19 protein-coding genes are annotated in these 22,699 nt (G+C 35.0%); 13 read left to right on the forward strand and 6 right to left on the reverse strand.

The window, feature by feature from the left end; genetic code table 11:
- Positions 1-116 precede the first annotated feature (116 nt).
- From nagB to FJV36_RS10790, 10 genes are all read left to right on the forward strand, one after another.
- A complete protein-coding gene (gene nagB, locus FJV36_RS10745; protein WP_158981086.1) occupies positions 117-2,054 on the forward strand; it encodes a glucosamine-6-phosphate deaminase in 1,938 nt (645 codons plus the stop codon).
- A gap of 196 nt (positions 2,055-2,250) precedes the next feature.
- Positions 2,251-2,571 (forward strand): hypothetical protein, encoded by a 321-nt coding sequence (locus FJV36_RS10750; protein ID WP_158729859.1) that lies wholly within the window; start codon positions 2,251-2,253, stop codon positions 2,569-2,571.
- 1,314 nt (positions 2,572-3,885) lie between these two features.
- Positions 3,886-4,665: a YHYH protein gene (locus FJV36_RS10755; RefSeq protein WP_158729860.1), complete on the forward strand. Its 780-nt coding sequence runs from the start codon at positions 3,886-3,888 to the stop codon at positions 4,663-4,665.
- Positions 4,665-5,258, forward strand: coding sequence for a toxin-antitoxin system YwqK family antitoxin (locus tag FJV36_RS10760; RefSeq protein ID WP_158729861.1), 594 nt, complete (start codon positions 4,665-4,667; stop codon positions 5,256-5,258). Before FJV36_RS10755 ends, FJV36_RS10760 begins: the two co-directional genes overlap by 1 nt.
- Positions 5,227-5,877: an SCO family protein gene (locus FJV36_RS10765; protein ID WP_158729862.1), complete on the forward strand. Its 651-nt coding sequence runs from the start codon at positions 5,227-5,229 to the stop codon at positions 5,875-5,877. Before FJV36_RS10760 ends, FJV36_RS10765 begins: the two co-directional genes overlap by 32 nt.
- Before the next feature lie 483 nt (positions 5,878-6,360).
- Positions 6,361-6,810, forward strand: coding sequence for a MarR family winged helix-turn-helix transcriptional regulator (locus FJV36_RS10770; protein WP_158729863.1), 450 nt, complete (start codon positions 6,361-6,363; stop codon positions 6,808-6,810).
- Complete coding sequence (locus FJV36_RS10775) at positions 6,800-8,131, forward strand: serine hydrolase (RefSeq protein WP_158729864.1); 1,332 nt, start codon at positions 6,800-6,802, stop codon at positions 8,129-8,131. Before FJV36_RS10770 ends, FJV36_RS10775 begins: the two co-directional genes overlap by 11 nt.
- Before the next feature lie 307 nt (positions 8,132-8,438).
- Complete coding sequence (locus tag FJV36_RS10780) at positions 8,439-8,930, forward strand: hypothetical protein (RefSeq protein ID WP_158729865.1); 492 nt, start codon at positions 8,439-8,441, stop codon at positions 8,928-8,930.
- A gap of 2 nt (positions 8,931-8,932) precedes the next feature.
- On the forward strand, positions 8,933-9,661 hold the full coding sequence (locus FJV36_RS10785) for a hypothetical protein (RefSeq protein ID WP_158729866.1): 729 nt from the start codon (positions 8,933-8,935) through the stop codon (positions 9,659-9,661).
- Between the two features lie 139 nt (positions 9,662-9,800).
- On the forward strand, positions 9,801-10,001 hold the full coding sequence (locus FJV36_RS10790; protein WP_158729867.1) for a DUF4177 domain-containing protein: 201 nt from the start codon (positions 9,801-9,803) through the stop codon (positions 9,999-10,001).
- Between the two features lie 89 nt (positions 10,002-10,090).
- On the opposite strand, the gene FJV36_RS10795 is transcribed toward FJV36_RS10790, so the two are convergent.
- Complete coding sequence (locus FJV36_RS10795) at positions 10,091-10,756, reverse strand: RNA methyltransferase (RefSeq protein WP_158729868.1); 666 nt, start codon at positions 10,754-10,756, stop codon at positions 10,091-10,093.
- 223 nt (positions 10,757-10,979) lie between these two features.
- Here FJV36_RS10795 and FJV36_RS10800 point away from each other — a divergent pair, with 223 nt between their 5' ends.
- The 3 genes from FJV36_RS10800 (at position 10,980) to FJV36_RS10810 (ending at position 15,461) form a co-directional block, all read left to right on the forward strand.
- A complete protein-coding gene (locus tag FJV36_RS10800; protein ID WP_158729869.1) occupies positions 10,980-11,675 on the forward strand; it encodes an NAD-dependent deacylase in 696 nt (231 codons plus the stop codon).
- Between the two features lie 115 nt (positions 11,676-11,790).
- Positions 11,791-13,137, forward strand: coding sequence for an adenylosuccinate lyase (purB, locus tag FJV36_RS10805; protein ID WP_158729870.1), 1,347 nt, complete (start codon positions 11,791-11,793; stop codon positions 13,135-13,137).
- A gap of 89 nt (positions 13,138-13,226) precedes the next feature.
- Positions 13,227-15,461 (forward strand): cation:proton antiporter, encoded by a 2,235-nt coding sequence (locus tag FJV36_RS10810; protein ID WP_158729871.1) that lies wholly within the window; start codon positions 13,227-13,229, stop codon positions 15,459-15,461.
- A gap of 152 nt (positions 15,462-15,613) precedes the next feature.
- Here FJV36_RS10810 and FJV36_RS10815 read toward each other — a convergent pair whose 3' ends face one another.
- The 5 genes from FJV36_RS10815 to FJV36_RS10835 all read right to left on the reverse strand — a co-directional run bounded on the left by FJV36_RS10815 (position 15,614) and on the right by FJV36_RS10835 (position 22,698).
- A complete protein-coding gene (locus tag FJV36_RS10815) occupies positions 15,614-16,345 on the reverse strand; it encodes a rhamnogalacturonan acetylesterase (protein ID WP_158729872.1) in 732 nt (243 codons plus the stop codon).
- 196 nt (positions 16,346-16,541) lie between these two features.
- On the reverse strand, positions 16,542-18,563 hold the full coding sequence (gene pelA, locus FJV36_RS10820; protein ID WP_158729873.1) for a pectate lyase: 2,022 nt from the start codon (positions 18,561-18,563) through the stop codon (positions 16,542-16,544).
- Between the two features lie 182 nt (positions 18,564-18,745).
- Positions 18,746-19,933 (reverse strand): glycoside hydrolase family 105 protein, encoded by a 1,188-nt coding sequence (locus FJV36_RS10825; RefSeq protein ID WP_158729874.1) that lies wholly within the window; start codon positions 19,931-19,933, stop codon positions 18,746-18,748.
- 19 nt (positions 19,934-19,952) lie between these two features.
- The gene (locus tag FJV36_RS10830) at positions 19,953-20,912 is read right to left on the reverse strand and encodes a DUF4861 family protein (RefSeq protein WP_158729875.1); all 960 of its coding nucleotides are present in this window, start codon (positions 20,910-20,912) and stop codon (positions 19,953-19,955) included.
- A 157-nt stretch (positions 20,913-21,069) separates the two neighbouring features.
- On the reverse strand, positions 21,070-22,698 hold the full coding sequence (locus FJV36_RS10835; RefSeq protein WP_158729876.1) for a RagB/SusD family nutrient uptake outer membrane protein: 1,629 nt from the start codon (positions 22,696-22,698) through the stop codon (positions 21,070-21,072).
- Position 22,699: the final 1 nt, after the last annotated feature.

The raw sequence follows: 22,699 nt of genomic DNA on the forward strand, positions 1-22,699 counted from the left end.
ATAAAGAAAACTCTTTATTACAAGACAGTACTAAGAAACAAAAGAAGCAATCTTTACATGTATTTAAAATATTAAATATCAGTATAAAAAAAAGTTAAAAAATAAAAAACAATAAAATGGGTACTACATTAGAATCAAAAAGAGACATCAGTTATAAAACGGCTGGACAGTTTGAAGAGACACGTTTTGAAAAAATTCACAACGAAATTTTTAAAAATTCATCAGAAGCCTCACTGGTTGTCGCTCAAGAAATTGCAAGTTTAATTCGTTCTAAACAAGAAAAAGGTAAATCTTGCGTATTAGGATTAGCAACAGGTTCTTCTCCTATAAAAGTGTATCAAGAATTGGTTCGCATGTACAAAGAAGAAGGGTTGAGTTTTGCTAATGTGGTGACTTTTAACTTAGATGAGTACTATCCGATGTCAAAGGAAAGCAATCAAAGTTACCATTACTTTATGCACCAACACCTTTTTAATCATGTTGATATTAAACCAGAGAATGTAAATATTCCGGACGGAACTGTGGCAATAGAAAATTTAAAACAGTTTTGCATTGATTATGAAATGAAAATTAAAAATGCTGGTGGTCTAGATTTTCAATTATTGGGCATTGGACGTACAGGGCATGTAGGGTTTAATGAGCCAGGATCTCATATTAATTCTGGAACTCGAATCATAACTTTAGATCATATCACAAAAATTGATGCTTCTAGTGACTTTAACGGAATAGGAAATGTTCCTAAAAAAGCAATTACTATGGGAGTTGCCACAATTCTTAGATCCAAAAGAATTGTGTTAATGGCTTGGGGACAAAACAAAGCCTCTATTATTAAAAGAACGATTCAAGGAGATATTAGCTCTGAAGTTCCTGCTACTTTCTTGCAAAATCATACCAATACCACTTTTGTACTAGATGAAGGTGCAGCCTCTGAATTGACAAGGCTAGAAACCCCTTGGTTAGTATGCGAGTGTAATTGGACACGAGAATTACAAAGTAAAGCGATTGTGTGGTTATGTCAAAAAACAGATCAATCGATTCTTAAATTAACGGATAGAGATTATAACAACAACGGAATGTCAGATCTTTTGGCTTCAGGAAGCTCTGCCTACGACTTGAATATCAACATGTTTAATGTATTACAACATACCATTACAGGCTGGCCTGGAGGAAAACCAAATACAGATGATACGTATAGACCAGAACGATCAAATCCTTCGCAAAAAAGAGTAATTCTTTTTAGTCCACACCCTGATGATGATGTGATTTCTATGGGAGGAACTTTTGCCAAATTGATTAAGCAAGGACATGATGTGCATGTGGTGTATCAAACTTCTGGAAATATTGCCGTTACGGATGATGAAGCGTTGAAATTTGCCGAAGTATGTAATGATTTTACAGGGGCAAATAAAACTGGAATAGATTTTCAGTCGGTGATTGATACCATAAATGCAAAAACACAAGGTCAGATGGATACGCTGGAGGTACGAAAATTGAAAGGCTTAATTCGAAGAAGAGAGTCATTTGCCGGTGTTCGACATATCGGATTGAAAGATGAAAATGTACATTTCTTGGATCTGCCTTTTTATGAAACAGGATTGGTTCAAAAAAAACCATTAGGACCGGATGATATTGCCATCGTAAAAGCTATAATTGCCAAGATAAAACCACATCAAGTATTTGCAGCTGGAGATCTTGCCGATCCACACGGTACGCATGAAGTATGCTTGAATGCAATTTTTGCTGCCATGAAGGAATTAAAACCAGAACCATACATGAATGATTGTTGGTTGTGGTTGTACAGAGGAGCATGGCACGAATGGGACATTCATGAAATTGACATGGCTGTTCCTCTTTCTCCATCTGAAGTGTTGTTGAAACGTCATGCTATTTTATACCATCAATCTCAAAAAGATAGGGTTATGTTTCAAGGAAATGACTCTAGAGAGTTTTGGGTACGTGCAGAAGATCGCAACAAAAAAACTGCAAAATTATATGATAATTTAGGTCTTGCTGAATATGAGGCGATAGAAGCTTTTAAACGTTTTGACTACTAGATAATAGTAATAAAAGTATTAGACATAAACGTTAAACGATTCAAATTCTAACTACTTCAACCACATCTAAAAGTCCAAAAATTCACTAGTACTATATCTAAAAATATTAAAAGCTAATATGTTGCCACATTCTTTTCTGTTATCAATATTTCTTTAATGTATTCCTAATCAAACCTCTTTGTTCACCTAGAAACCTATGAATAAAAACATTTCTTATTTATTACCCTTTCTCAACTTTGCAAATAAATTGGTTGGTTGCGGTGCTGATAACTCAAAAGTGAGCAGCTACGCCCCTACCCATCTGGCTAGTATATATGTCATTAATTTACAAAACGGAAATTATCCAATGACAATGTCTAAAGACGGTGAAACCTCATCGGAAATGTATCCAAATAAGGAGCGTTGGTTTTGTCTGAAGCAACCGATGCTAATCATCCAAAAAGGAAAAGATTCGGTTCAGATTTCTCTTTATTCTAAGTTGGATTATCAAACGTTGGAGGTGTTTTCAATGACATGAAAGAGCAACATTTTTTTGATCTGCGATTTACTATGTTTGAGTTTCTTGGTAATAGGCCCTATGACGAACCAAAGTGGTAAACTGGTAGTGTGACTCGGTAGGAATATAAAAACTACTGAGCACACTCACTTTTAATTGATTGAAAATATTTCTAGCATCTAAGGCGCCTGTTTTTGATACCGTTTTCTACTTACAATCATAACATCAGAAGGAGTAACCATCAAAACATGCTAGCGTAAATTTAAAATATAGAGTACTAAAGATTAGCGTTTTTGCCGATCAAATGATAATTTCTAGTTTAAAAGAATCTTCAAAAAATATAAAAGAGATTTAAATACATGGGCAACTGCTTCATAATTCCAAACAACTTGCATCTAAAGGGGGTTTAGAAAAACTCTACCTATTATCCGATGATTGCCTTCAAAAAATAGATTTGTTGTTAAAGTTAAAACTTTCTGACAATGAAAGAAAACAAATGGAAGCATTAAAGTTAAGCAGAGAGCTTTATACAAATAGAAATCATCCATTGAGGATTTAATTGCTAAAAAAAACATTTTACTTAACCAAAATACCCAATTGGAAAAATAAAAAAAATCTTTTCAAATTTGGTGCGGTCCACCTACCAGTTATACTACGACAGATAAGGTTTCGCTGCGGCTGCAAGCCGAACAATGAATTTATCGTATAGTTTTTGAGAGAGAATATAAAGAGGATTTAGTATCCTCTTTTTTTGAAATAGTATTAAAGATTACTTTTTAGTATTTACCTGCACTTTTTAGCATAAAACTTCTTACCCTATTCGCTCATAATAACATTTTGTGACTATTCCTACTGCCAAATGAAAAAGTACTCTAAAATACTTCTCCTGAGAAACAGAAATCAATTTTAATACAATTTTAGGTTCCTCTAGCGTCTTACTAACTGCAAATATGCATATGATGTCCAGAAATTCCTGTTTTTGTGTGATTTTTTTTTGCAATATTTACTCACAAGTAAACGGAAGCTTTTGTACAGAAAGCGGTTATGTCAATGATTTAGAAAAACTTCGCTCAGATTATTTTACTTGGAAAGCATTTATTTAAATCATTGTAAATATCCATTAAAACAGCAAATCTAAATCTGCTATAGAACATATTCGGGAATATGTTTTGCTACTTAAAAAAGCTAAAATATTTATCCTGCAACTAATTAACAATTAATAAAGTAGTATATTTGGATAACCAGAAAATAAATAGCAGTGTTGAATTGAAGTATTGATTACGAAATCGTTAAACCATTTCAAAAAAGAAAAGTCCAATTAATAAATTAAATAGTATGAAATCAAAAAAGCATTTTTTTACTGTAAATATTTTAGCAATTGCCTTAACCATTTTTAGTTGTTCTAAAGATGATGATACGCCTCCACCCACTACGCAATCAACTGCACTTCCATCTGTTTATTCAAAAATATATGGAGCTACAAGTATTACTTCTGATGGTACTTTTATTACCATTAAAACCAGTGATCAACCCAACCACAAAAGTGCTTATTGGGCTAATACTAATTCTTTGTATGAAGCCTTCACTCCATCTACAACTAGTCCATCGTTTACTGGTGGCGCATTTATCAGGGCTCCAAATAATATTACTGCACAAACAATTACCTTAAAAATACCTTTAAATCCTAAAGTTGCAACAACCCATAGCGCCACACCAATGGGTGTTATGGGTGTGGCGCTAGATGGCGTTCCTTTTTTTAATCAATATGCTGCTGGAGGTGTTTCGCTGGGTGGAGAAGTAAATGGTTTTGACCAAGCTTGGGGGCATCCACAAGCATCAGGTATGTACCATTACCATGTTGAACCCTATTATTTAACAACGGTTAAATCTGGCGCAACCAAATGGGGGTTATTGGGTTTCTTATTAGATGGATTTCCTGTTTATGGCCCTAAAGAAGAAAATAATACAGACCCTTCTAATCTTGATGTTTATCATGGTCACACTCATGTTACTATTGATTTTCCTTCAGGAATTTATCATTATCATATTTCGAATACTGCTCCTTACATAAATGGTAACGGATTTTATGGTACACCTGGCACAGTTACGCAATAATGAAAAAAATTGTACTCCTTACACTAATTTTCTTCTTTTCTTGTAAAAATGAAGAGAAGAAAATTGTTTTTTCTAAACCATTAAAAAAAGTTCCATTAGTTTACAAAGATGCTTCAAATTATTTATTTCAGATGCATCAGGATACTGTTTACTTTAACAATAAAAAATTTTCTGGAATCCAATACTCTTTATATAAACCAGGAGATACGGCTTTTATTAAACCTTATTTAAATGGTTTAGAAGAAGGTATCACCAAAAAATGGTACGCTAACAAACAACTAGCAGAAAAACGGTTGTATATTGATGGAAAAAAGGAAGGTATTCATAAAGGCTGGTGGGAAAATGGGCAGAGAAAATTTGAATTTGCAGTATCTAATGATGAATATACCAATGAATTTAAAGAATGGAATAGCAATGGATTATTACTTAAACATTTTCATTATAAAAATGGTCAAGAGAATGGTAGTCAGCAATTGTTTTATGAAAACGGAAAGATTAAAGCAAATTATGTTATAATAAGCGGTAAGAGATATGGTTTATTAGGAACTAAAAATTGTAAAAATGTATCGGATAGTATTTTTAATAGTAAGTAGTTTACTTCTGTTCAGTTGTTCAAAGAAGGAAGATAATTCCATTGCTTTGCCTTATTACAATGAACCTAATTTTACACCTATATTTTTAAAAAACAAAGCAGCAATTAAAAGGAACATAAGTCATACTATTGCTGATTTTTCGTTTCTAAATCAAGATAGCATCGTAATAAATCAAAATGTTTTTAAGAATAAAATTCATGTAGCAAATTTTATTTTTACAAGTTGCGGAAGTATTTGTCCAGCAATGACTAAGAATTTAAAAATAGTCTCTGATAGTTTACAAGATAGTAAAGACATCGTTTTCTTATCCTATTCTGTAACTCCATGGATTGACAACCCAAGTGTATTAAAGAAATTTAAATCGAATTATGGGATTACTAATAAAAACTGGCACTTCCTTACGGGAAAAAAAGCAACAATATATAGTCTGGCACGTCAATCGTATTTTGCCGAAGAAGATATTGGTTTTAGTAAAGACAGTTCAGAGTTTTTACATACAGAACATTTTATTTTAGTCGACAAAAATAAAAGAATTAGAGGTATTTACAACGGGACACTACAACTAGAAATGGAGCAATTGATTGATGATATTGTAACATTAAAAAATGATGAAAAATAATACCACTACCCACAAAGATTATAAGTAACTAAGGTGTAAAAATTGCTGTTTGTTACTTAAAAGTGTCCCATTTTATGGGAATGCATGCTTTACAAATACTACCACCGCTACCATTCTATGTTGTAAAACACACCAAACTAACTCTTTCGCTTGCGCTTATTTATGCGCTATTGGCCCTGTTAACACTTACTCAATTATTACAAAGCAAGCTCTTAGGACCTGATGCGAAAAAAGAAGTGCCGCATAAAACTTAAACTAGACGAAATAATGTTTTGCAAGTTTTCCAAAGCTAAGTTTTCGCTTGGTACAGCCTACGTCAATTTACAATTGCTACTAGTTTCAGAACACTCTTCAAACCAGTCAATCAACTCATTATAATAACATAAGGGCGCAAACCCCTTTAAAATTTTAAAAAAATACTTTTCATTAAAAATGTTTTTTTTAATTGACATATCAATTATATTTGTATCAAATATTAAACAAATGAAAAATACAAATCCCACAGGTACGGTACTTTACACCTTAGAGCAAACAATAAAAGAATACCGAAAAATGGCTCAAAAAAATATAAGCTCCATTGTACACGATATCACCGTTGACCAATGTTTGGTGCTCATAATTCTTCACAAAAATCCTCAGTATTCCCAAAAAGAAGTAGCAGAAATGATTTTCAAAGACAATGCTTCTGTAACAAGAATTATTGATTTGATGGTGAAAAAGGACTATATAAGTAGGAAAATTAATGAGACGGACAGACGCAAATTCAATCTTGAAATCACAAAAAAAGGAATTGAAACCATTGCAATACTTACTCCCACAATACAAAAAAACAGAACAGATGCTCTAGCCGGATTATCTGAAAATGAAATAATTCTTCTGGACCAACTATTAACTAAAGTACTAATCAACTGTAAAACGGATCATGAAAAATAGAAATCAAACTAGTGTAAGTTTCGCAGTACTCCTATTCACAATTTTGCCAACGGTTCTTTTTTGTCAAAAAAACACAGCTGCAGCTATTGAAAAATACATGCAAGCACAGCATGATATCAATCAGTTTAGCGGTACTGTTTTAGTATCCAAAAACGATACTGTACTCTTCAAAAAAGCCTATGGATTTGCTGATTACGAACAAAAAATTAAAAATACGATTGATACTAAATTTCAATTGGCATCGGTTACTAAACAATTTACTGCAGCGGCAATCCTTCAATTGGTGCAGGAAGGAAAATTATCTCTGAATGATCCGCTAAGTCGTTTCGTACCTGACTACCCCAAAGCAAATCAGGTTACCATACACATGCTCTTGTCTCATTCGTCTGGACTAGCCATGGGTTTCAAAAACATTGCAACAAGTGCCATATCTGCTGATTCAGCCTACAACGAAATAAAAAAAATGCCCTATGAATTTGAACCCGGCACAAACACAGCCTACAGCAATATTGGCTATTATTTATTAGCTAAAATTATAGAATCTGTTTCTGGCGAAAAGTATAGCACCTATCTTCAAAAACATGTATTTGAAAAAGCAGGTATGTACAACTCAGGTGTAATTACTAATGACGCATTGATTCCTAAAAAAGCTAAAAATTATACCAAAGAACACAATCACTATGTTAGTAACCCTTACATCAATTGGGACATCAACTATGGTCATGATGGTGTGTATGCAACTGTTGAAGATTTGGCTCTTTGGGACAAAGCGCTCTATGGCACAAGTATTTTATCAGAAAAAATGAAACAACAAATGTTCACACCTTATAGCACAGAAAATTGGGGATATGGTTTTGTAATCAATCCATTTTACAATCACGGTCATGAACTGATTGCGCATGATGGAGGCTTTTTTGGAGCCATGACATCCTTCAACCGGTTTACAAAAGATCGCGTTTTGGTCACTGTGCTTTCCAACAATGAATCTCTTTCACATATCATTGCCTACGGACTTTCGGCTCTGGTTTTTCAAAAAGAAGTTACACTGCCATACAAACACAAAAAAATAAAGGCAAACCCATCCATTTATAATCAATACACAGGGCAATTTGGTACAATTGAAATCATAAAAATAGGAAACAAACTTTATTACAATAGTATGGAACTTGAACTCATCCCTGAATCAAAAACAAAATTTTTTAGATCAGATGACAACGACAGAACAGTAGAATTTATAGCGGACAAAAATGGCAATTACAATTTGATTGTGGTCACAAAAGGAGGCGTAAAAGAAATCTTCACAAAAAATAACCCAAACTAACAACTTTAAAGAACAAAAAATTAAGGTTTCGAAAATCAAGGAAAATGCAACACTTGGTTACATCATTTGGAAATACAACAAAAAGAAATTAGATACTGTTTTTCTGTTTGGTGCCAGCAAAACCGAATTTTTGAACTTACTCGTTTACACCAAACTGTGGGAAGAAAAAGAAAAAATCGCTTTTTTAGAAAACCTCTTTGAATTAAACCAATAGATTTCTGATTGCTAATTCCTTGTAAATCTAAATTTAACCAAAAGGTAACGCAACCAAAAACCCCATTAATTATCTTTAAAGAAATATTTGACTATGAAAAAAATAGTATTTCTCCTGCTCGCTTCAATTTTGTTTGTATCATGTTGGCCACCAAATGAACCTAATGAAATTCCGAGACAAGAATACCAGCCCGTAATTATCACTCGTAGCGCCCTAGAAACCTCAATCGCTTTTCAAAACGCTCAGCCCATTGTTAAATCAGGAAAAATTTACATTAAAGGAGATTTAATGTTTATTAATGATGTCAACAAAGGGTTTCATGTTTACGATTATGCAAATCCAAGTAAACCTGAACGACTCTATTTTATAAAGGCGCCAGGAGCCACTGATCTAGCCATCAAAGGCAATACTGTGTACATTAATCAAGCTGTCGATTTAGTCACCGCAACATTTGATCCCGACACAAAAATTTTTAAGGTTACCAACCGAAATAAAAATGTGTTTCCGCAAAAGCAAGCTCCAAACGGGACATTTGGCTACACAAAAGACAGTGAAATTATAATTGACTGGAATTTAAAAAAATAATCATGAAAAAAATTATATTCTTCTTCCTTTTGATAGTTACAATCGGTTGTTCTAACAGTGATAACGCATCAAAGGATAGTACTGGACAAGGCGGTTCCCTCGCTGTTTTTGCCCTAAAAGACAACTATCTTTATAGCGTAGACCACATGAAATTAAATGTATTTTCGTTAATAGACGGCGAAAAACCCGTTAAAGTGAACGATATTCCTATTGGCTTTGACATCGAAACGCTATTCTCTTATGGAGACAACTTGTTTATAGGATCTAGAAACGGAATGTTTATATATTCGATTAGCAATCCTGAAAACCCAACCAAACTATCAAGTGTACGACACTTTACCGCTTGCGACCCTGTTATTGCAAACAGCACACATTCTTATGTAACCTTGAATTCAAATACTACCTGTGGCAATAACATCAACGTTTTACAAGTTTACGACACGAAGGATCTTAAAAATCCTAAACTAATTCATAGTCGGAATCTTATGCAACCGAAAGGAATTGGGTTTTATACTGCAAAATACCTATTGGTTTGTGACGATGTTCTGAAAATATTTAACATCGAAAATCCTGCAGAACCGGTTTTGGTTCACTCAATCGACAAAAATTGTTTTGACATAATTATACGAGACAATACTTTATTTGCAATTGGGAACAAAGGGGTTTACCGCTATAAAATGAATCCGAACGATATTAAAGACATACAACTAGAGAGCGAAACAAATTTTTAATTTTTTCTTTTGTGTAAAAAATAAAACGACTTTTTAGTAAGTAAAGACCTTAGTAACTAATAAGAAATGTTTTTTTTTATATTTTTATTCTGCTATTTTTACAATAAAATAAAAACCTATTTAATTACCAACCACTATTATGAAAGAATACAAAGTAGAAAGTTTGATTTATTATTCTAAGTTGACGCTTGATTCAAAGCACATTGCTAATGATTCAAAAAAAGAAATTCAAGAAAAACTAGATGAGTACTCCGCCAAAGGATACAGGTTTACAACCTCAACTTCAACAAATTTTGGAGCTGCGATATACATTCATTTGTATTTTGAGAAAGATATTTAATCCTTGTTAGGAACATACTTTATTTAAATTATACAGATATATTACTAAAAACCATTTCAATCGCAGGCTGTTGAAATGGTTTTTTTATTTCATACCCGAGGGTTCTCTTCAAAATACCGTTTTTCAATTCTTTTAATATCTTTAATAGAATTTTTGGCCCAAGCCAAACGTTTTTCTAGGATTTCGTTTTCGGTTAAGTGCCAACCAATATTAGAATTTCGCAATCTATTGGTTAGGTTTTGAATGATGATTGCAGCCGAAACGGAGATATTCAAACTTTCGGTGAAACCCACCATGGGGATTTTTAAAAAACCATCTGCACGTTGCAAGATTTCTTCAGATAAACCATCACGTTCGGTGCCAAAAAATAAGGCGCTTGGTTTACTAATGTCGAAATCTTCCATCAAACAATCGTTGTCATGTGGTGTAGTAGCGATAATTTGGTACCCTTTATTTTTTAAAGTATCAACACAAGTTGTTACACTATCGAAAGTGTTAATGTCAACCCATTTTTGGGCGCCCATGGCAATTTCTTTATCGATACTTTTTCCGTAGCGCTGTTCAATCACGTTCAGTTCTTGAATACCAAAAACCTCGCAACTGCGCATCACGGCGCTGGTGTTGTGCATTTGAAACACATCTTCAACAGCTATGGTGAAATGTTTGGTTCTGTTTTGCAATACTTTCAAGAATTTCTCTTTGCGATTATCTGTGAGGATATTTTCAAGAAATTCGAGATATTTTAAATCGATCATGTGGGATTATTTTTTGGCAAAAATAGTAAAAAAGAGTAGTTTTATGTTTTAAAGAACAACTAGTATTGATCTCTAACGGGTTGTGCTTTGAAAGATAAAAAAAGTACACTTACGGGATTTGCGTGAGGGATTGACGCGGCATCCTTTTTGGGCTTTTTTTTTGCCCATAAAAATAGAGCAGAAAGCCCGTTCGCCGCGGCTAACACGCCCAAAAAAATAGAACATGAAAAAGAAATTAGTTGTTTTGACTGGCGCTGGAATTAGTGCTGAAAGTGGTATTAAAACGTTTCGAGATAGTGATGGACTCTGGGAAGGGCACAACGTTCAAGATGTGGCCACGCCCGAAGGTTGGCACAAAAATCCGGCTTTGGTACTCGATTTTTACAACCAAAGGCGCCGACAGCTCAAAGAGGTTACTCCGAACGCTGCTCATTATATTTTAGCAGAACTGGAGTCGGAATTTAATGTACATATCATCACTCAAAATGTAGATGATTTGCATGAGCGCGCTGGCAGTACGCAAGTATTGCACCTGCACGGGGAATTGTTGAAAGTGCGTAGTACGCGCAACCCTGATTATATTTTGAACTGGACCGAAGATTTGAATTTTGGCGACTTTGATGAAAATCAAAATCAATTGCGTCCACACATTGTATGGTTTGGCGAAGAAGTTCCTGCACTTGAAGAAGCGGTTTCAATTACAGAAACTGCTGATTATTTTGCCGTGATAGGAACCTCGTTACAAGTCTATCCCGCGGCAGGTTTGATTGATTTTACCAAAGTGACAACACCACTGTTTTACATTGATCCCAAACCGATTAAAATTCCGAATTTGAGAAATCAACTGCAGGTAATTCCTGAAGTGGCTTCGAAAGGAGTTGAAATCATGAGAAATAAATTACTACATAAAATACCATAAGGATGGCAATAGCAATGGCAAGAAATCAATTATTAGAGCAATAAAAGTCTAAACTTATAATCAATTACTTGTAACTTATAACTATTTTTGTGCCTTTACAACAAATAACACAACAATGACTACTTTAAACGAATTGAATGCTATTTCTCCAATTGATGGAAGATATAGAAGTAAAACCCTTTCTTTAGCTCCATTTTTCTCAGAAGAAGCTTTAATCAAATACCGCGTACTGGTTGAAATTGAATATTTCATTGCTTTGTGCGAAGTGCCTTTGCCACAACTTGCTGGGGTGAATTCGGATTTATTTGAAAGTTTACGCAACATTTACCAAAACTTTTCGACAGAAGATGCCCTTTGGATTAAAGAAACAGAAAAAGTAACCAACCACGATGTAAAAGCGGTAGAATACTTTATCAAAGATGCTTTTGAAAAACTAGGTTTATCACAATATAAAGAGTTCATTCATTTTGGGTTGACTTCCCAAGACATCAATAATACTGCGATTCCGTTATCGACTAAAGAAGCTTTTGAAAAAGTATACATGCCCTCGTTAATCACTTTGACAGCAAAGCTGAAAGAGTTGAGCGTAGAATGGAAAGACGTGCCTATGCTAGCACGCACACACGGACAGCCCGCATCACCTACTCGATTGGGTAAAGAAATTGGCGTTTTTGTAGAACGATTAGAGGAGCAAATGCGGTTGTTATTCAATATTCCGTTTGCAGCTAAATTTGGTGGGGCTACTGGAAATTATAATGCACACCATGTAGCTTACCCACAAATTGATTGGAAACAATTTGGAGGTAAATTTGTGGAAGATATTTTAGGATTACACCACTCCTTCCCAACCACACAAATAGAACATTACGATCATTTTGCAGCGTTTTTTGATGCGTTAAAAAGAATAAACACTATCATTATTGACTTGGATAGAGACATTTGGACGTATGTTTCAATGGAGTATTTCAAGCAAAAAATAAAAGCAGGTGAAATAGGATCATCAGCTATGCCGCACAAAGTAAATCCTATTGACTTTGAAAACTCAGAAGGGAACTTAGGAATTGCCAATGCTATTTTTGAACACCTTTCGGCGAAATTACCGCTGTCAAGATTGCAGCGTGATTTAACAGATAGTACTGTTTTAAGAAATGTAGGCGTACCAATAGGTCATACCATCATAGGATTTGAAGCTACCTTGAAAGGATTGAATAAATTGCTCTTGAACGAACCTAAATTTCACGAAGATTTAGAGAAAAACTGGGCTGTGGTAGCAGAGGCAATTCAGACTATTTTGCGTCGTGAAGGATATCCAAATCCGTATGAAGCCTTGAAAGGGTTGACTAGAACTAATGAAGCAATTGATAAAAACGCCATTCATGGTTTTATTGCAACATTAGATGTATCTGAAGCTATAAAAGCCGAATTACTGCAAATTACACCAAGCAATTTCTTGGGAATCTAAACCCCGATTTTGTTATACTTTTCTAAAATCTGCTTTTGTCACGTGATAAAAGCAGATTTTTTTGTTATTTTAGTAAAAATTCAAAATTTATGTTTCCCTTTTTAGCAACTTCAGTAGTTCATTTACCCGATTTAATAACTGATTTAGGTTTAATCTTAATCACTGCTGCCATAGCTGTATTGTTATTTCGAATTATGAAACAGCCTTTGGTTTTAGGGTATCTGGTTGCAGGATTTTTAGCTAGTTCTGAATTTGATTTTTTCCCAACAGTAAAAGATGTTAATAGTGTAAAAGTTTGGGCTGAGATTGGCGTTATTTTTTTACTATTCAGTTTAGGACTCGAATTCAGTTTTAAAAAATTGGTAAAAGTGGGCGGTACGGCTTCTATCACAGCGTTTACACAAATAATTACACTAGTGACATTGGGCTTTTTTACAGGTCAATTTTTGGGTTGGAGTAAAATGAACAGTATTTTTCTTGGAGTAATATTGTCTATTTCATCCACCACCATAATTTTAAAAACCTTTGATGAACTGGGCGTAAAATCACAAAAATTTGCTGGAAACGTAATTGGCTCCCTTATTGTTCAAGATATTATTGCCATTTTAATGATGGTTTTGCTCTCAACAGTTGCGGTGAGTCAGCAGTTTTCTGGAATGGAATTGGTGCAGTCCGTATTAAAACTGATTTTCTTTTTAACGATTTGGTTTGTAGTCGGAATCTTTTTTATACCAACATTATTAAAAAAAGCCAAACATTTATTAACCGATGAAATGATGTTGATCATTTCGTTAGCCTTATGTTTACTAATGGTGATTTTTGCTGCCAATGTTGGGTTTTCGCCAGCTCTTGGTGCCTTTATCATGGGATCTATCATTGCCGAAACGACACAAGCAGAACACATAGAACATTTGGTAAAACCGGTAAAAGACTTATTTGGAGCCGTGTTCTTTGTATCTGTGGGAATGTTAATTGATCCCAATACACTGCTAGAATATGCTTTTCCTGTGGCTGTTTTAACATTAATAGTAATCTTTGGGCAATCCATAAGTTCTACAATAGGTTCATTGCTATCCGGACAACCGCTTAAACAATCCATACAATCTGGTATGAGTTTATCTCAAATTGGGGAATTTTCATTTATCATCGCCACATTGGGAACCACCCTAAAAGTAACTAGTGATTTTTTATATCCTATTGTAGTGGCGGTATCCGCAATTACCACTTTTACCACACCTTTTATGGTTAAGTTTGCCGAACCATTTTCGGTTTTTGTTGAAAAGAAACTTCCTAAAAGATGGGTAAAAAGAATTAAACTCTACAGCTCTAATACCGAAGAAATAAAATCATTAAGCAATTGGCAAATTGTAATGCGAAGTTATCTGACGCAAGTGGTGCTGCACTCTATCATTATTGTTGCCATTATTTTACTTTCGTCAAATTTTATACTTCCGTTAGTAGAACATTCCAAATTTGGAAATGCAATTGCTGCATTGATTACACTGATTATATTATCACCATTCTTGTGGGCGCTATCATTAAGAAGAGTAGCGGTACAAGAAGTTCATATTTTATTGGAGCAAAAAAAACATTATGGCCCGATTATTATGCTGGTTCTTTTTAGAATTGCTCTTTCACTATTTTATGTGGGTTTTATTTTAAATACTTTTTTCTCTGCAGGGATTGCTGCAATTGCGTTTTTAATTGCCATAGGTGCTTATATCTTATTCCCAAAAAAATTACATGCCGTTTATCATAAAATTGAAGATCATTTTATGACCAATTACAATGATCGAGAAATTAAAAAAGAAAACAAACGTCAAAATACGCTCTCTCCTTGGGATGGTCACATGACAGAGTTTGACATTGCTAAAGAATCAAATTTAGCTGGAAAAACCCTTGAAGAATTAAAAATTAGAGAACAATTTGAAATCAATATAGCCTCAATAAAAAGAGGAGAAGTGGTCATCAATATTCCTTTACGAACAGAAAGATTGTTTCCGGGAGATGAAATAAGCGTTATAGGAACAGATAAACAAGTTAAGGAATTCAAAATCTACTTGGATAAAAATGAAATTGATGTTGCAGAAAAAGTGGTTGAGACTGACATTATACTTCAAAAATTGGAATTAAAAAACAGAGTTTATATTGGCAAAAGTATCCGCGATTCGCAAATAAGAGAAAACACTCATAGCATTATTGTTGGTATAGAACGCAACGGAAAACGCACCTTAAATCCTGAATCTCAATTGATACTAGAGGAAAGCGATATTTTATGGATTGCAGGCGAGAAGAAAAAAATTGCCGCATTTTTGAGAACTTAGTTTAACTTTCATAAAAAAACAATTAAGAAAATTAAGTTTCAACAGCAATTGAAATCTTGTTTAATTTTCTTAATGGTTTTAATGTACACAAGAGCAAGAATATAAATAATCTATAACTTCAAAATTATTAGATTTCGGACCAATTGTTAGATTTAATATACATCTTTGGACAATCGAATGTTGAGTGCTTTGATTTGTTGCGCCGCAATTTTAGCAATTTCTGTGGCTCCTTTTATAGATAAATGGGTATTGTCATCGATTCCTTTAGGGATATAGCTATTTTCTCCCGGGGCAAAGTGCAGATGTAATTCTTTTGATTTTTCCATTCCGTATGATTCTTCCAGAAGTTCTGTATAATATTGCATGTCGATAAAAGGGACTTTGTATTCCTGAGCGACTAGCCTTAATTCTTGCGTGTAATCACCATGTGAGTCAATCAAAACACGGTGCTCGTTGAAGGTTCTTCGGGTTATGGAAGAAAATAAGATAGGGGTCGCTCCTTTTTTCCTGGTTTCTTCTACAAAACGAATCAAATTGTGTCTGTAGCTTGTGTGCGAGTTGGTGTAGCGAGTTGGGTCGGTTACTTTGCCATCGTTGTGACCAAATTGGATAAAGACATAATCTCCTTTTTTAAGTGAATTATATACGGCGTCCCATAATTTTAGATCAATAAAACTGCGTGTACTGCGGCCGTTGATGGCTCGGTTGTCTATCACCACATTGTCTGAAAAAAATGTAGGTAACATTTGTCCCCATCCTCTTTCTGGATTTTGTTCTGGTGCTTCTTTGTTTGCCATAGTGGAATCGCCAATGATGTAAATGGTCGTTTTTTGTGCCCAACCGCTTAGGGTGATAAAGGCAAAGAATAAAAGGTATTTTTTCATTTTTGGTGGCATTGATGTTTTGATTATAGAGTTTAAATCCTAGAATGTACTATATTGACTGCTAGCCCCGATGGGAGGGAAAATCCTTTTTTTATACTTGTAAGGTTGCTAAAACCTGACAAGTATAAAAAAAGATTAGAGGGACAGCGGGACTTTATTTCCTGAAATGCCCATTTTTGCTGCTCGTAAAAATTAATTATTTAGCGGTTAGGTACCATTTTTTTATTTTGTCACTGAGAATATTACCTATAGTGTACTTTTTAGATTCATTTTTGGTGAGTTGATGCGACCACGGGACTCTTTTTTGAGGTTGAAAGCCTAGGCCAGAACAATTGTATTCGGCATAAAAGCTGGTTTTTTCGGCTTCGGGTTTTGACCAATTGTGCCATCCTTGCGGGAGAATATGGGCATCCATCGTGCAATCTATGAAAACGGTTTTCGCATAGATTCGCCAAGGTCTGCCCAAATAGACTTCTTTGACACTAGTGTCGGCGGTGAGTTTACAGTTTTTGAAAACGTAGCCAAAAGTGCTGTCCTGAGGCGTTGAACCTGCAGTGATATAGGAATCTTTTTTGCTGTGTAGCGTACAGTTTTCGAACAGAACCGTGGCGTCGCCAAAAATAAAATCGGTGGTGCCCTGGATGTAACAATCTTTGAAATAGTTTTTGGTTCCCTCGCCTGAGGTGTACAGCGTGTCTTGGTTGCCGAAGAGATTGCAGTTTTCAATTTTTACCCGATTGGCGTTGACATTGAGTGCAACCGCTTGTCCGACTTCGCCCGAACTATTTTCGATGGTTAAGTTTTGTCCGATAAAATCGTTTCCTTCTACCAAAACGGTGTAAGTGTGAAAGGTACTGTTTCTTCCCACATTCATTTTTTTGAAGTGGTCGTCAAAGCTGATAATGGTGTTTTCTTTGCTTTCGCCAATGAGGGAAATTTTGGTATTCCAAGCGTGGATTTTTACTTTTTCGTAGTATTTTCCGTTTTTGACATAGATTACAATGCGTTGATCGGGATAGGAACGAGCCGCATTTATGGCATCTTGAATCTTGGTAAAATTGCCAGAGCCGTTAGCGTCTACCACAAAATAATTTTCATTGGTTAGTGGTTGTTGGTCTTTTTTTTTGGGTTCCTCTGTTTGAATTTTTTTTAACCAATTGGGATATTTTTTTAGCACTTCTTTGGGGTCATTAGTGTACCAAGCGTAACCGTTTCGTCTCTCGAAACCAATTTCTTCTATTGTTTTTTTCTTGATACCATCTCGGTCACAAAAGAAAGGTTCGTTGGTGTCAAGCTCCATAAATCGAGCCCAAATAGGCTCTGCATTTTCGGTGGCAATCATTTTTTTATTGGTAATTTTTCCAGCTTCATTAAGGATTCGTTCCTCTTTTAAATTGGTTATCTTAGTTGCTTCAAACCAAGTTACCGCACTTTTTACGGCTTGAATAATTTCTGGCGATGGGTTCTCGATAGACATCAACAGCAAGACAATTTTTGCCGATTCTTTTCCGCTCAGCGAAGGCAATTCGTAGGCTCTGGCTTTTGCAGGAAGCAAGGTCACTTCATCGTGTTGCGCACACCAAGCCGTTAAGGTATTGTTTTGTTTGTATTGTGTTTTTAGGATGCAATCAATGCCTTTTCCGAAAGCTAAATTGATTTTATTGACCAATGGTTCTGAGAGTTTTATGACAAAATAGTCGCTTTTGTCTTTCAATTCTTTGAACATAAATAGCAGGTTTGCCACTGCATCATCATTGAAAGTGATGTGGGTGTAATATCCTTTTTTTAAAGGGAAAAACTGAGGCCAACCTCCATTGTCATATTGCGCTTTGAGCAAGTAATCTAATCCAAGCATGAAAGCTTTTTGATAGCGTTCGTCTGGATTTTGGCGATACATTTTGGATAGAAAAAGCATTTCCTGCGAGGTAGCACCATTGTCTATAGTGATTTCGTCTGTGCTGTCTTTTTCAGAAAGTAGCTTTTTTTTCTCGGTATCGTTTAGGCTTTTTTGCATTTGTATGTTTTTTGGCCAACCGCCAATAGAGCGTTGGTACAACAAAACATTTTCGGCAATGGCAATGGCTTCAGGGCTGCTAAACCAAGGGCCGTCTTTCATTTCGGTAATGACCTTCCAGTTTTGCGCAAGAACCTGAGCTTGTGCTGCACTACTAAAAATACAGATTAAAAACAGTAATCTTAAAATATTTATACTTTTCATTTTTGAATACTAACAAAATTAATTTTTAGCTTGTGATGCTTGTTGGTTCCAACCTAATCACAAAAAACAGTTGTAATTCAACACCGTTGAGGTGTTCCATTGCTCGTTTTTCGGCAACTAAGTTCCGATAGTCTTACTATTTTTTATTCGTTTTTACCATATAAAACACTTGAATTACATTGTTATTTGTTGAGTTCCAATGCAGCAAGTATGAACGGACCCGAAGCTTTTGGGTCGTTGTCTTTTTTCTTTTCGTTTACATAGTATTCAAAAGAGCCATCGCGGTAAGGATTTCCCCCAAGCCCTGCCACAGCGCAGGCTTGAGTGATTATCACTTCGCCATTTGAGCCAATTTTAACCAATTTTCCTGTAAGACCATTAAAGGCTTTTTGAGCGATTTTTTTATATTTTTTGGGTAAGTATCCTTTGTTGGCTCCTTTGGCAAAAGCATAAGCAAACATAGCCGTTCCAGACGCTTCTAAATAATTTCCACCAACTGCTCCTTTGTCGGTTACTTGGTACCAAAGTCCGGAAGCATCTTGAAAAGGAACCAATGCTGAGGCCAATTGGTTCAAATAACTTACTAATTCCTTATGTTTTGGATGATTTTTGGGCATATAATCTAAGACATCAACCAAGGCCATAGCATACCAACCCAAAGAACGAGACCAGAAATTTGGAGTCGTTCCAGTCGTTTTATTGGCCCAAGGCATTTGTTTACTTTCGTCCCAACCGTGATACAACAGTCCAGTTTTAGGATCGCGATCATTTTTTTGAATGAGTTCAAATTGTTTGGCGATGTCGTCTAAACTTTTTCCGTTTTCAAAAGTCATGGTGTATTGCACATAAAAAGGCTCTCCCATATACAATCCGTCCAACCACATTTGGTTAGGATATATTTTTTTGTGCCAAAATCCACCACTAGCAGTTCTGGGTTGTTCCTCGATTTGTTTTCTGAGCGTTTGCAATGCTTTTAGATACTTTTCCTCTTTGGTTTTACCATAAATATCAAATAATAATCTACCGGCTACTACCATATCAATATTGTACGAATCAAATTTGTAGCTATCAATAGTTCCATCGTTTTGGATGAGTTTGTCTACATACGATTTTATGTACTCGCTATATTTTGGGTTAGGATGTTTTTTATTCAATTCTTCCATGGAAGTCAAAACTAGTCCATGAACGTAATCCCATTTTGAAGAAGTAGCGTGATCAATCATGAAGGATTCTTTGTGCTGCAGCATTATTGTAGCGGCCATGCGCTCTGACCATTTTAGTTTTGGAGATATGGTTTGCGCATTAAGGATACTGCCTCCAAATACTACTAGAAGAACTGCAATGAGTGAGTTGAAGCTATTTTTTTTCATAATTTTTTGCTCTTTACAATTAAATTTCACCTTTTTTGTTGAGTTCGTTTAGTTTTTCGTCCAAGTATTTTACAAAAGCTTCTTTATTTTTAATTCCGTCTTTTTCCTGTTCCCAAGCACCTAAAAAGTAAAAGGTTACGGGTTGAGTTGAAGGATTAAAAATTAAAAGATGATCAAATTCTGCATTCACTTCAGATTCTATTGTACTCACTTCGTAGAAAATGGCCATGCCTAGCTGGTCTGGAATTAGCGATTGAGTGCCGTAAGTGGCGAGATAAGCCCATTTTTTGTTTTGGCTCACTTTTTTTAAAATTTCCGTATTTTTTTGCTTTACAATTCCTGTACAAATACCACTAATTGCTTTAGAGGCTTGAATGGTATGTTGGGTATGACGTTGGTTTGGGCTAATCGTTAATTTAGACATAAAATCAATTTTTTTCCCCGCTGTTTTCCAACCGTAGTAATTGATTTTTACCCCAGATGATTTGGATTTGTTCTCTACTTTTGCTAAGGTAGAATCGACCTCATAAAAGTGCAATCTTTGGTTGTTAACATATCGATCTATGGAACCAATTCCAATTCCTTTTCCCGCTTTAAGGATGTCGGCACCCCAATCACTCATTTCGTGATAGGAGTCAAAACCATCTTGTCCGACTTGCGGCAAAACAATCGCTTCGGTTTTTTTTCCAAAAATGTCAATGGCATTTCTCCAATCTAGATACAAACGGTAGCCAATTTTGTTGCTTTCCCAGCCTGGACCTTCGTAGCGAATATCAAACGAATGATCAATATGTTCTGGCGCTAGTTTCAATTTTTGAACATTTTTGAAGGTACCACCAATGTATTTTCGACCTTCCCATTTGCCGCCCTCTTTTACAGAGATTTCGGCGTAGGTTTTTCTACTATTATGAGTTTTTTGTGCTAGTGTAGCAAGAGAACTCAACAAAAAAACACCTGCTATTATTTTTAAATTTTTCATAATTGTCTTTGACTAAAGAAATGATATAAATAAGTTTTTTTAGCTATTTTATACTTTAAGAATAATGAAATTTAAGAGAAAAAGGAGCTTGATACAAACATCAAACCCCTTTTTTAACAAACTCAAAAAAAATCATTAAACCAAAACTTCAATATATTTAGTACGCAGGATTTTGCGGATAGTTTTTATTACGATTAAGGTCTAATGCTTCTTGTGGTATTGGTCTTAATATTTTAAGATTTCCGCCAGTACCATTAAAATTGCTAGGTTGTATTAAATAATGGTGTAGAGAAGCTCTTTGTACTAGTTTTCCAGTACGTTTCAAATCAAACCAACGATGGTATTCACCCAATAACTCGCGAGCTCTTTCATCTAAAATGAAATCAATATTAAATTGTGCAAGTGTAGCATTAGCCACTCCAGCTCTTGCTCTTACTACATTTAACCTAGCCAAACCTGTAGTTGGATTTGTGTTTAAATAAGCCTCAGCAGCAATTAGATAAGTTTCTGCTAATCGTGATACAATGAAATCTCTTCTACTTACTCTAGAGTTATTTCCAGAGGCATAAGGCGCTTTAGGATCATCAAATTTTTTCACAGGTATAGTTTGGTAATCTCTACTTAAACCACCAGCAGCCATATAAGTACCATAATTATGATAATTAGTTGATGGAGAAAGAACACCAGGATGAGTAGCTTTATATGCGGCTCTATCAGCAAGTGTAAACCATTTTGGTTCATAGAAATGTCTCACGTTAGCGGCTGTCAAATTTGCAGATTCATAGAAGTCATTGTATCTTGTGTACACCTCTGTCATAAACGTTGCTGACCATCTAGTATCATTTTGTTCGAATAAACCAATGGCAAAAGCAGTTGGGCACAAAGTATAGGTTTTAAATGGTGCACCTAAACCTGGTCCGCCCAAGTAAGAACTAAAGTAATTCGCTTGCTTATTACCTAAAGTTTGTGGATCAGCTGTCACAGAGTTTGCGTCATATTGCACTGAAAAAAGAACTTCTGAGTTTGCTTCAAAACCAGGTGTCCATAAAGCACTATAAGAAAGAGTTAAACCATTGCCTGCAATGGCGGCGTCTGCATAAGAAGCAGCAGTAGCAAAGTCAGTGGGAGCAGCAAAAGTTTCATAGGCTCTTGTTAAATGCACTTTTGCTAATAAATGCTGTACAGCTCTTCTGTTTATTCTAGAACTAGACGCATTAGCAGAAATTAAAGCAAGAGATTCTTCTAATTCTTTTACTACAAAAGTATAAATTGTTTCAGCCGAACTTCTGTCAAATTGTAGGACCGCATTGGGACTATAGTCAGTTACTAATCCAACACCGCCATAGGTTTGCACCAATAGAAAATAAGCATTTGCACGAAGAAATTTTAATTCTCCTTTTCTAGCAGGAATAGTTGAAGTTTGTTGTGTTAAAGTTGAATAATATAAACCTGTATTGGCTTTCAATATTGCGTTGTAACAAGCATTGTATAGCATCTCAACACCTGGTGAAGTTGAATTTAGCTCTTTATATTCACTTAATCCAAGAGGTTCAACATTTCTGCCTCGTGCATATAAATCGGTGCCTGCTTCGAACAACCAAGGGTCATTTCCATAAATTTCTCTTAGTTGCGAAAAATTTGCATTTACTAATGATTCAAAGCCATCAGCAGTACGATAATATTGATCTGCTTCATTGAAAGTTCTATTATCTTCTTCTAGAAAATCGCTACAAGAATAAGTTGCAAGTATTATAAAAACACTTAATAGTTTTACTATTTTTTTCATT

The organism is Flavobacterium sp. I-STPP5a (assembly GCF_009764685.1).
GTDB lineage: Bacteria > Bacteroidota > Bacteroidia > Flavobacteriales > Flavobacteriaceae > Flavobacterium.

Bases quoted from the DNA above. Each gene is read 5' to 3' on its own strand.
- FJV36_RS10760 (WP_158729861.1), top strand. From the start codon at position 4,665: ATGAAAAAAATTGTACTCCTTACACTAATTTTCTTCTTTTCTTGTAAA.
- FJV36_RS10830 (WP_158729875.1), bottom strand. From the start codon at position 20,912: ATGAAAAATTTAAAAATAATAGCAGGTGTTTTTTTGTTGAGTTCTCTT.
- FJV36_RS10815 (WP_158729872.1), bottom strand. From the start codon at position 16,345: ATGAAAAAATACCTTTTATTCTTTGCCTTTATCACCCTAAGCGGTTGG.
- FJV36_RS10755 (WP_158729860.1), top strand. From the start codon at position 3,886: ATGAAATCAAAAAAGCATTTTTTTACTGTAAATATTTTAGCAATTGCC.
- FJV36_RS10825 (WP_158729874.1), bottom strand. From the start codon at position 19,933: ATGAAAAAAAATAGCTTCAACTCACTCATTGCAGTTCTTCTAGTAGTA.
- FJV36_RS10770 (WP_158729863.1), top strand. From the start codon at position 6,361: ATGAAAAATACAAATCCCACAGGTACGGTACTTTACACCTTAGAGCAA.
- FJV36_RS10785 (WP_158729866.1), top strand. From the start codon at position 8,933: ATGAAAAAAATTATATTCTTCTTCCTTTTGATAGTTACAATCGGTTGT.
- FJV36_RS10765 (WP_158729862.1), top strand. From the start codon at position 5,227: ATGTATCGGATAGTATTTTTAATAGTAAGTAGTTTACTTCTGTTCAGT.
- FJV36_RS10800 (WP_158729869.1), top strand. From the start codon at position 10,980: ATGAAAAAGAAATTAGTTGTTTTGACTGGCGCTGGAATTAGTGCTGAA.
- FJV36_RS10790 (WP_158729867.1), top strand. From the start codon at position 9,801: ATGAAAGAATACAAAGTAGAAAGTTTGATTTATTATTCTAAGTTGACG.
- FJV36_RS10750 (WP_158729859.1), top strand. From the start codon at position 2,251: ATGAATAAAAACATTTCTTATTTATTACCCTTTCTCAACTTTGCAAAT.
- FJV36_RS10835 (WP_158729876.1), bottom strand. From the start codon at position 22,698: ATGAAAAAAATAGTAAAACTATTAAGTGTTTTTATAATACTTGCAACT.
- FJV36_RS10780 (WP_158729865.1), top strand. From the start codon at position 8,439: ATGAAAAAAATAGTATTTCTCCTGCTCGCTTCAATTTTGTTTGTATCA.
- purB (WP_158729870.1), top strand. From the start codon at position 11,791: ATGACTACTTTAAACGAATTGAATGCTATTTCTCCAATTGATGGAAGA.
- FJV36_RS10795 (WP_158729868.1), bottom strand. From the start codon at position 10,756: ATGATCGATTTAAAATATCTCGAATTTCTTGAAAATATCCTCACAGAT.
- FJV36_RS10775 (WP_158729864.1), top strand. From the start codon at position 6,800: ATGAAAAATAGAAATCAAACTAGTGTAAGTTTCGCAGTACTCCTATTC.
- nagB (WP_158981086.1), top strand. From the start codon at position 117: ATGGGTACTACATTAGAATCAAAAAGAGACATCAGTTATAAAACGGCT.
- pelA (WP_158729873.1), bottom strand. From the start codon at position 18,563: ATGAAAAGTATAAATATTTTAAGATTACTGTTTTTAATCTGTATTTTT.
- FJV36_RS10810 (WP_158729871.1), top strand. From the start codon at position 13,227: ATGTTTCCCTTTTTAGCAACTTCAGTAGTTCATTTACCCGATTTAATA.